Genomic DNA, 7,347 nt, shown 5'->3' on the forward strand with positions numbered 1-7,347 from the left:
ACCTCGGTGGGCACGATGCGACTGCTGCGCAACTCTTCTTTGTAGGCGGGGGTCCACCGCGCACCCGCGACGGGGGCGCCGCACAGATTGAGCACCGCGTCGGCCTTGGCCACGATCTCCGCATCGAAGGCCGGACCGTAAGGATCCCAGGTGATTTCGTTCACATCCGCAGCCGGGCGGCGCACCAGCCGGACCACCTCGTGACCGCCTCCGCTCAGCTCGGCGACGATGTCTCGGCCGAGGACTCCGGACGAACCGGCCACCACGATACGCATGGGCGTCATTCTGCCCCAACGGAATCCAGGGTGCACAGTCGACGCCCAGCACAGCGCCACCGAAAACACATGCACTGCCGGATACTTCGCGTGAACCGCACGTTCACCTACCGGCCGGTAGCTCGAACACTTTGTCGCACAGCGGATTAACAGGCAACCCTCAACGTTGTGACATCGGTCACATCACGAGGGAGTTCTGGTGTTATAGCCGAATGTACTCACACCCGGTCACGCGCAGAATGTTAGATTACCTCACTGGTAACAGACCAGTAACGGACCTTCGCCGGGTGATTGAGAGGTCGTGACATGACTTTGCAGGCCGGCATATCGATGATTGGCGTCTATCGACCCGAAAGGATCGTGTCCAACGCCGAATTGGCGCCCGGCCTGAACGTCGACAACGAATGGATCATCCGCCGGACCGGAGTCGCTGAACGCCGCTTCGCCGGTGACCACGAGACGGTGACCTCGATGGCCGCCGCCGCGGCCGACGCGGCGTTGCGCGCCGCCGAAATGCGGGCCGGTTCAGTCGATGTCGTGATGCTCGCCACCTCCACCGAACTCACCCAGACACCGGCGGCCGCGCCTGCCGTCGCCGCGGAGCTCGGCTGCGACCGCCCGGCCGCCTTCGATATCTCGGCAGGCTGTTCCGGATATTCCCACGGAATAGGCCAAGCCGCCGCACTCATCAATTCCGGACAGGCCGACACGATATTGGTCATCGGCGCGGAAAAGCTCAGCAACAACATAGATCTGGCCCAGGCGTCCGTCGGGCCGATCTTCGGCGACGGCGCCGGCGCGGCGCTGGTGACGCGCGTGGACACCGGGCATATCCGCCGTACGGTGTGGGGCAGTTCCGGCGCGTACGCCGGGCTGATCCGCCAAGAGCCGACCTGGGACGAGTTCCGCGCCGACCCCACGCTCGCCCGTCCATCACTGCAGATGGACGGCACCTCCGTATTCCGCTGGGCCACCGCGACGGTCCCAGGATTGGTGCGCGAGATCGCCGAAGCGGGCGAGGTCGCGCTGAGCCAGGTGGAGGTGTTCATTCCACATCAAGCGAACCAGCGCATCATCGACAGCGTGGTCCGCGAACTGGGCTGGGAGAACCAGTCGGTGGCGATCGCCGACGACGTCCGCAGATCGGGTAACACCTCCGCCGCGGCTCTTCCCCTGGCCATCGACGACCTGGTGACCTCGGAGCGGGCAAAACCCGGACAGCTCGCCTTGCAGGTGTCGTTCGGGGCCGGATTGTCTTACGCGGGACAGGTATTCGGCCTTCCACCGGTCGCCTGATCCGCCCTGTGTCATCTGTTCGATCTGTGTTCGAAAGTGCGGTGCCAAAATATGAAACATTCATTCTCCAGTTATGACGAACCCCTTGGCCCGCACACCAGCCGATACTTCGGAGACGGTTACAAGAACGTCGGCCGCGAGTTCACCCGGCTCGCGCTCAGCAGGTCGAACCAGTTGGGTGCCAAGCATTCCGGACGGGCGCGGCTGACCTACCCGGCCGGCTGGTCCACCAAACGCGACGGCGAGCTCATCCCGCACGTGAGCAGCGTCGACACCGTCATGCTCGCCGCGGCACTGTGCGACGCCGCGGTGGCCCGCTCACGGGAGCTCTCCCCGGCCGAGTCGGCGCGTTCCTGGGTGCGCCACGCCACCGTTCGCGCGGGCGCCGCGCCCCATGAGGATCTGGCCGACGTGCCGGTGACGGCGCAGGTCGTCGGTGCCTCCGACACCACCGAATCCGAGATCGAAACCACCTTCAAGTTTCAGGTCGGCCCGCTGAACGGCACCCTGTCGATCGTGCACCCGCCGGGGTCCGGCGCACAGGCCGAGCCCGGACTGGACGAATTCGGTGGTCTGGCCGAGATTTTCGGTCCTGCACCGCACTATTACCTCAACGGCCTGGTCAATCACACGCTGACCGCGAGCGAACTCACCGTCGACGAGACCGGCACCAGGATCACCGGACAGCACCGGATCACGCCCGGACAGGTCGGCGGCTTCTCCGGTGCGGAGTCCGCGTACTCATACAGCTCCTCCCCCATCGATTCCGTGGTCGGCGCGGCCCAGTCGTCGCAAATCCTGCTCTACCACTTGGATTCGCTCACCCGGGCGACCAGCAACACCCTCTGGATGCGCAAACTCGAGTTCATCACGGCCGGCCCGCACCGCCCGATCGACGACTCCTTCGAGGGCATCCTGGAGATCCGGCGCGCATCGATCATCGATCGTGGCGCAAGCCGCTGGCGCAGTGCCGATATCCAGATCAAAGCGTTCAACGGCGTCACCGGCTCCTGCCTGCTCGCGCACCAGCTACCTGAATGACCGCCGACACCATGCTCCGGCCCGCACCCACCCCGCCGCTGACCGAACTGCCCGTGGTGCGGCTGGCAGTCACGGGTGCCCCCGGCACCGGCAAGACCACGCTGACCACCGCGCTCTCCCTGGCCACCGGGCTGCCGCACGCCGGATTGTCCTTGGAGACAACGGTGGTGACGGCCCGGCGGCGATTGGCCGAGACCGTCGAACTGCCGGTGCGCATGTTCGAACGCAGGGTGGACGCCGAAGCGAGGAGCGAATCCGGTTTCGTCTCCGACGGTTCCGTCCTGAACGAGTGGGCGCTGGCCGAAGCCGTCCGGCGCAGCCGCAGCCTGTTCAGTGTGCTGACGCATCCGCGGGATTATCCGAACCGACTGTTCGAGAAGAGCTTTCTGGCCGCGCACGCCGGAATCGTCACCGGCCATGCGGTCAGGGCCTACGATGCGGTTGTTCATCTACGCATAGACCCGGCGACCCGGGACGGCGAGGATGCCGACCGGTGCGCACTCATCGACCGCTTATTGCTGCAGACCCTGCACGCCTCATCGATCCCCTATTTCGTGTTCGGGGGACCGCTCGAGGATGTCGTCACCCATGTGACGCGGCTGTATCGCCTGCCCGAACTGGTACCGGCGGGTGCGGCGGTCGCCGCGGCGTCGAACGCCGCTTGAACAGAGGACAATTCGCTTATGGCCATCGGACCGACCGACACCTCGCACCAGCGCTCGGACGCCGCGATCTGGACCCTGGTCGGGGTGGCCGTCGCCACCTTCATGCTGATGCTCGATCTCACCGTCGTGAACGTGGCACTGCCGGATATTCGCACCGCCTTCGATTCCTCGTTCTCGTCACTGCAGTGGATCCTCGACGCCTACGCACTCGGTCTCGCGGCCATCCTGCTCGCGGCGGGCTCACTGGCCGACCGGATCGGACGCCGCACGGTCTTCAACGCGGGCATGATTCTGTTCGCCGTCTCCTCGCTCGCGTGCGGCCTCGCGCCCAATGTCGCTGTGCTGGTGATCGCCCGGTTCGCGCAGGGTCTCGGCGGTGCGATACTTTTCGCCGTCGGACCAGCCCTGCTCGGCCACGAATTCCGTGGCAAGGACCGTGGCATGGCATTCGGCGTCTTCGGTGCGGTCACCGGTCTGGCCATCGCGTTCGGTCCGCTCATCGGCGGCGCCCTCACCGAGACCGCGGGCTGGCGCTGGATCTTTCTGATCAACGTGCCGCTCGCGATCGGCGCGCTCGCCGCCGGCTATCTCAAGATGCGCGAATCACGCAGCTACACCACGCCACCGGTGGACTGGCCGGGGATGATCACCTTCTCCACCGGCCTGTTCTTCCTCGTGCTCGCGCTGCTGCGCGGTCAGCAGGACGGCTGGTTCAGCGTGCGCATCGTGGTCTGCTTCCTGCTCGCCGTCGCGCTGCTCGGATGGTTCGCACGGGTCCAGATCACCCGGCGCAGCCGCGCGATGTTCGATCTGAATCTGTTCCGCAACACCACCTTCGGTGGTTTGTCCGTGGTCACCGCGCTCTGTGCGTTCACGGTCATGCCCGCACTGTTCCTGCTGATCTCGTTCGTGCAGAACCAGCTCGGCTATTCGGCGCTGGCCAGCGGAATCCGGTTCCTGCCTTTGACATTGCTGCTCTTTGTCGCGGCGGCCGTCGCAGGCGGCCTGGTTACCCGGCTGGCGCCCGCCGTCCTGGTCGGCACCTCCCAGCTGCTCATTGCGGCGGGCTTGATCGCCTTCCTGTTCGTCGACGTGGACTCCGGCTGGACCGCGCTGATTCCGGCCATGGTCCTGATCGGCCTGGGCATGGGCATGTTCAACCCACCGCGCGCGGCACTGTCCATCGCGGTCACCGTGCCGGACAAGGCGGGCATGGCGTCCGGGGTGAACGAGACCTTCCAGCAGGCAGGACTGGCCATCGGCATCGCCGCGATCGGCGCGTTCTTCCAGAACCGGGTGGCCGATGCCTTCGCCGACTCCGAGGCCGCCGCGACCATGGCCGCCGACAAGGTGTCCGAGCTCGCCGACGTGATCGCGGCGGGCGGCAGCACGCACGTGGCGACCACCGGGCCGGTCCGGACCGCCGCGGAGGCGGCGTTCCTGAGCGGGCTGCACCAGGCGATGCTGCTGGCCGGTGTGCTCGCCGCGATCTCCGGCATCGTCGCCTTCCTCACCCTGCGCCGCGGCGACCTCAACGAGGCCGCGCTGGCGACCCCGGGCATCCCCGCCGACGACGAGAACATCACCCGGCCGCTGCGCCTGCCCGACAATGTGCCCGGCCGCAAGCAGATTCGTACGAAGAGCTAGGCGTATCCGTGTACCTGATCGGCGGGCAACGCCGCGCCCACATCAAGCTGGCGATCTCGGGCACCTACGGGGTCGGCAAGAGCACAACCACCGAGACTTTGTCGATCGCCACCGGAATCCCCCGCACACACGCCTTGACCTCCCGCGAACTGCTCGTGGACCTGGCACCGGGCAAGACGGTGATGGAGTTGAATTCGATCGAGCTGCTGCAGTTGGGGTTACGCCGGTTCGAAGAACGGGTGCACAACGAATCACGGGACGGCTCTTTCATTTCCGACGGTTCGGTGGTGCACGAGTGGGTGTACGGCACGGCTCGGATGGCGGTGGGCATCAACCCCGGCGCGTCGTGGCTGCTGCGCTCGGTGAAGTCGGTCGCGGGCATCGGGCGCAAACAGCCGCTGCGCGAGTACACCGACATCATCGGCGATGTGGTCAAGGACCGGGCTCGCTACCTGTACGACGCCTTCGTGCATCTGCCGGTGGAGTTCCCGATGAAGCTCGACGGCCACCGCCCCGTCTCGGAGCCGTTCCGAAAGTTGTCCGATGACAGCCTGATCGGCGTGGTCGCTGAACTCGGCCTGCCCTACGAGATCGTCGGCGGTTCGGTGCACGAGCGGGTGTCGCGCATCATCGAGCTGTTCGATCTGGACACCATCATGCCGGTCGAGGAGGCGATCGCCCGCGCCCAGCAGCGGGTCGCCGGCGCGACCAAGGTGCTGGAGCAGGACGACAGATTCAAAGCGGCACAGCGCAAGAAGTCGCTGGCGCGGCGTATCTCCTACGCGATGCGGTACTGAACTGCCCTCGGAAACGACGTGGGGCCCGGCGCACATTCGCGCCGGGCCCCACGTTTTGCCTTGCACCGCAATGAATTACGGGATGGTCAGCACCTGGCCGGGGTTGATCAGGTCCGGGTTGTCGATGCCGCTCGCGTTCGCGATCTCCTGGTAGCGGTTGCCGTCGCCGTAGAAGCGCTCGGCGATCGCCCACAGGGTGTCGCCCGGCTCGACCGTGTAGGTGCGCACCTCGGGGGCCGGCGGCGGGGGCGGCACCTCTTCGGCGGCGGGCGCGGCCTCGGCGGCGGGCTCCGGGGCGGGCAGCGGGTTGTCGGTCTTGGTGTCCGACGCCCACAGTGCGCTGCCGTCCTTGCCGTACAGCACTACGTTGCGATCTGCCTGCACCACCAGGCGATCCGGGTCGCCCTTGCCGTTGGTCTCGGTGGACCAGGCCGCGCCCTCACCCTTGTACAGGACGAAGTTGCCGTCGGACTGCAGGGTCGCACGCTCGACACCCTGGTTGTGAGTCAGCGTGGACCACACAACATTTCCGTCCGGCTCGGTCAGCACGAGGTTGCCGTCGCTCTGCAGCGTGAGGCTGTACGCACCCCCTTGCAGAGACTGGCCCAGTCCGAGTTCTTCGCCAACGCGCAGCGTGTCGCCCACGGTTCTTCCTTTCGAAGGTTCTGAAGAGCATCCGACATCGACGCCCGCCGTCCACACCCAAGCGCGCATCTAGGCCGAAGATACTGCTCGAGTGGGAGTTACGGAGGGATTACGCGCATGGTTCGCCGAAAGTTCACTGTGGGGTGCGTCCTATTGCGGTCCCACGCCCGGTATGCGATGGGACCGGACGGCGACCACACGCACCAGCGCATCCGCCACTAGGGTTGTCGCCATGACTCGGATGTCCGGCGGCCGTAGTGCCGCAACCCTGGCCCTCACGCTCGGGTGTCTCGTTGCCGCGGGGTGCGGCAGTTCGGATGATGGTGCGGCACAACCGAAGACCAGCACGACGAGCAGCACGGCGCCGAGCATCCCGACGGAGGACTCCGGCGCGAACCGAGGCCGCGAACTCAGCGCCGATCCGACCATCGTCGGCGCCCGCCCGACCCCGTTCACCTCGTGGACCCGCCTGGCCGAGGATCGGATCGCGGTGAACTTCCAGACCGGCTCGCCGGAGTGCTACGGCGTGGACGCCACTGTGCGCGAGACCGATTCGACCGTCACCGTCGAACTGCGCTCCGGCACCCGCGCCGACGCGGTCGGCCGGATGTGCACCATGATCGCCGTCTTCGCCTCGCTCGAGGTGCAACTGAAGTCACCGCTGGGCAACCGTCAGGTACTCAGCGCGGTGTAGCGAAGCTCCGCGCGACGGCGCTGGTTCGCCGACCGCATCACCCAGCGCGGCGAACTCGGAGTAGCTACCCGCTTGCGGAGCATCCCCGGTCTGCTGTGCGATGACCGGTAAACGGCATGGTGATGGCGGCGATGATCTGGACTGGTGTGCGCACCGTCGGGTCGTCGCACCACCCGAACAGGCCCGGAGCCCAGGTGGTGCGCGCTCTGCTGCGGATCGAGGCGGCTGCCATCGACGAACAGCGACGGATCCCACAGGTGACAGGTGGAGGGACGGCGGGCGCGTTG

At 66.6% G+C, this 7,347-nt stretch carries 8 protein-coding genes; 6 read left to right on the forward strand and 2 right to left on the reverse strand.

Translation table 11 applies throughout. The features are described 5' to 3' along the window. The coding region (locus NBRGI_RS26990; protein WP_148310962.1) for an NAD-dependent epimerase/dehydratase family protein at positions 1–275 on the reverse strand (275 nt) is incomplete at its 3' end. Positions 276–581: 306 nt separating this feature from the next. On the opposite strand from NBRGI_RS26990, the gene NBRGI_RS26995 reads away from it, so the two are divergent. The 5 genes from NBRGI_RS26995 to NBRGI_RS27015 are packed head-to-tail and all read left to right on the forward strand — an operon-like array spanning position 582 to position 5,721. After that, on the forward strand, positions 582–1,571 hold the full coding sequence (locus NBRGI_RS26995; RefSeq protein ID WP_029900015.1) for a beta-ketoacyl-ACP synthase 3: 990 nt from the start codon (positions 582–584) through the stop codon (positions 1,569–1,571). A gap of 51 nt (positions 1,572–1,622) precedes the next feature. Next, positions 1,623–2,612: an AvrD family protein gene (locus NBRGI_RS27000; protein WP_029900016.1), complete on the forward strand. Its 990-nt coding sequence runs from the start codon at positions 1,623–1,625 to the stop codon at positions 2,610–2,612. Continuing rightward, complete coding sequence (locus tag NBRGI_RS27005) at positions 2,609–3,277, forward strand: AAA family ATPase (RefSeq protein WP_029900017.1); 669 nt, start codon at positions 2,609–2,611, stop codon at positions 3,275–3,277. The genes NBRGI_RS27000 and NBRGI_RS27005 overlap by 4 nt, the downstream gene beginning before the upstream one ends. 18 nt (positions 3,278–3,295) lie before the next feature. Further along, the gene (locus tag NBRGI_RS27010; protein WP_029900018.1) at positions 3,296–4,924 is read left to right on the forward strand and encodes an MFS transporter; all 1,629 of its coding nucleotides are present in this window, start codon (positions 3,296–3,298) and stop codon (positions 4,922–4,924) included. 8 nt (positions 4,925–4,932) lie between these two features. Then, entirely contained in the window at positions 4,933–5,721 is a 789-nt protein-coding gene (locus NBRGI_RS27015; RefSeq protein ID WP_029900019.1) for an AAA family ATPase, read from the forward strand. A 75-nt stretch (positions 5,722–5,796) separates the two neighbouring features. On the opposite strand, the gene NBRGI_RS27020 is transcribed toward NBRGI_RS27015, so the two are convergent. Beyond that, positions 5,797–6,366, reverse strand: a complete 570-nt coding sequence (locus NBRGI_RS27020; RefSeq protein WP_029900020.1) for a LysM peptidoglycan-binding domain-containing protein — start codon at positions 6,364–6,366, stop codon at positions 5,797–5,799. 232 nt (positions 6,367–6,598) lie between these two features. Here NBRGI_RS27020 and NBRGI_RS27025 point away from each other — a divergent pair, with 232 nt between their 5' ends. After that, positions 6,599–7,060, forward strand: coding sequence for a hypothetical protein (locus NBRGI_RS27025; RefSeq protein ID WP_235211117.1), 462 nt, complete (start codon positions 6,599–6,601; stop codon positions 7,058–7,060). Positions 7,061–7,347 lie beyond the last annotated feature (287 nt).

The sequence above is a fragment of the Nocardia brasiliensis IFM 10847 genome (assembly GCF_000710915.1).
In the GTDB taxonomy this organism is placed as follows: Bacteria; Actinomycetota; Actinomycetes; order Mycobacteriales; family Mycobacteriaceae; genus Nocardia; species Nocardia brasiliensis_A.

Excerpts from the sequence above, each read along its gene's own strand:
- NBRGI_RS27010 (WP_029900018.1), top strand. The coding sequence starts at position 3,296 with ATGGCCATCGGACCGACCGACACCTCGCACCAGCGCTCGGACGCCGCG.
- NBRGI_RS27000 (WP_029900016.1), top strand. The coding sequence starts at position 1,623 with ATGAAACATTCATTCTCCAGTTATGACGAACCCCTTGGCCCGCACACC.
- NBRGI_RS27005 (WP_029900017.1), top strand. The coding sequence starts at position 2,609 with ATGACCGCCGACACCATGCTCCGGCCCGCACCCACCCCGCCGCTGACC.
- NBRGI_RS27025 (WP_235211117.1), top strand. The coding sequence starts at position 6,599 with ATGACTCGGATGTCCGGCGGCCGTAGTGCCGCAACCCTGGCCCTCACG.
- NBRGI_RS26995 (WP_029900015.1), top strand. The coding sequence starts at position 582 with ATGACTTTGCAGGCCGGCATATCGATGATTGGCGTCTATCGACCCGAA.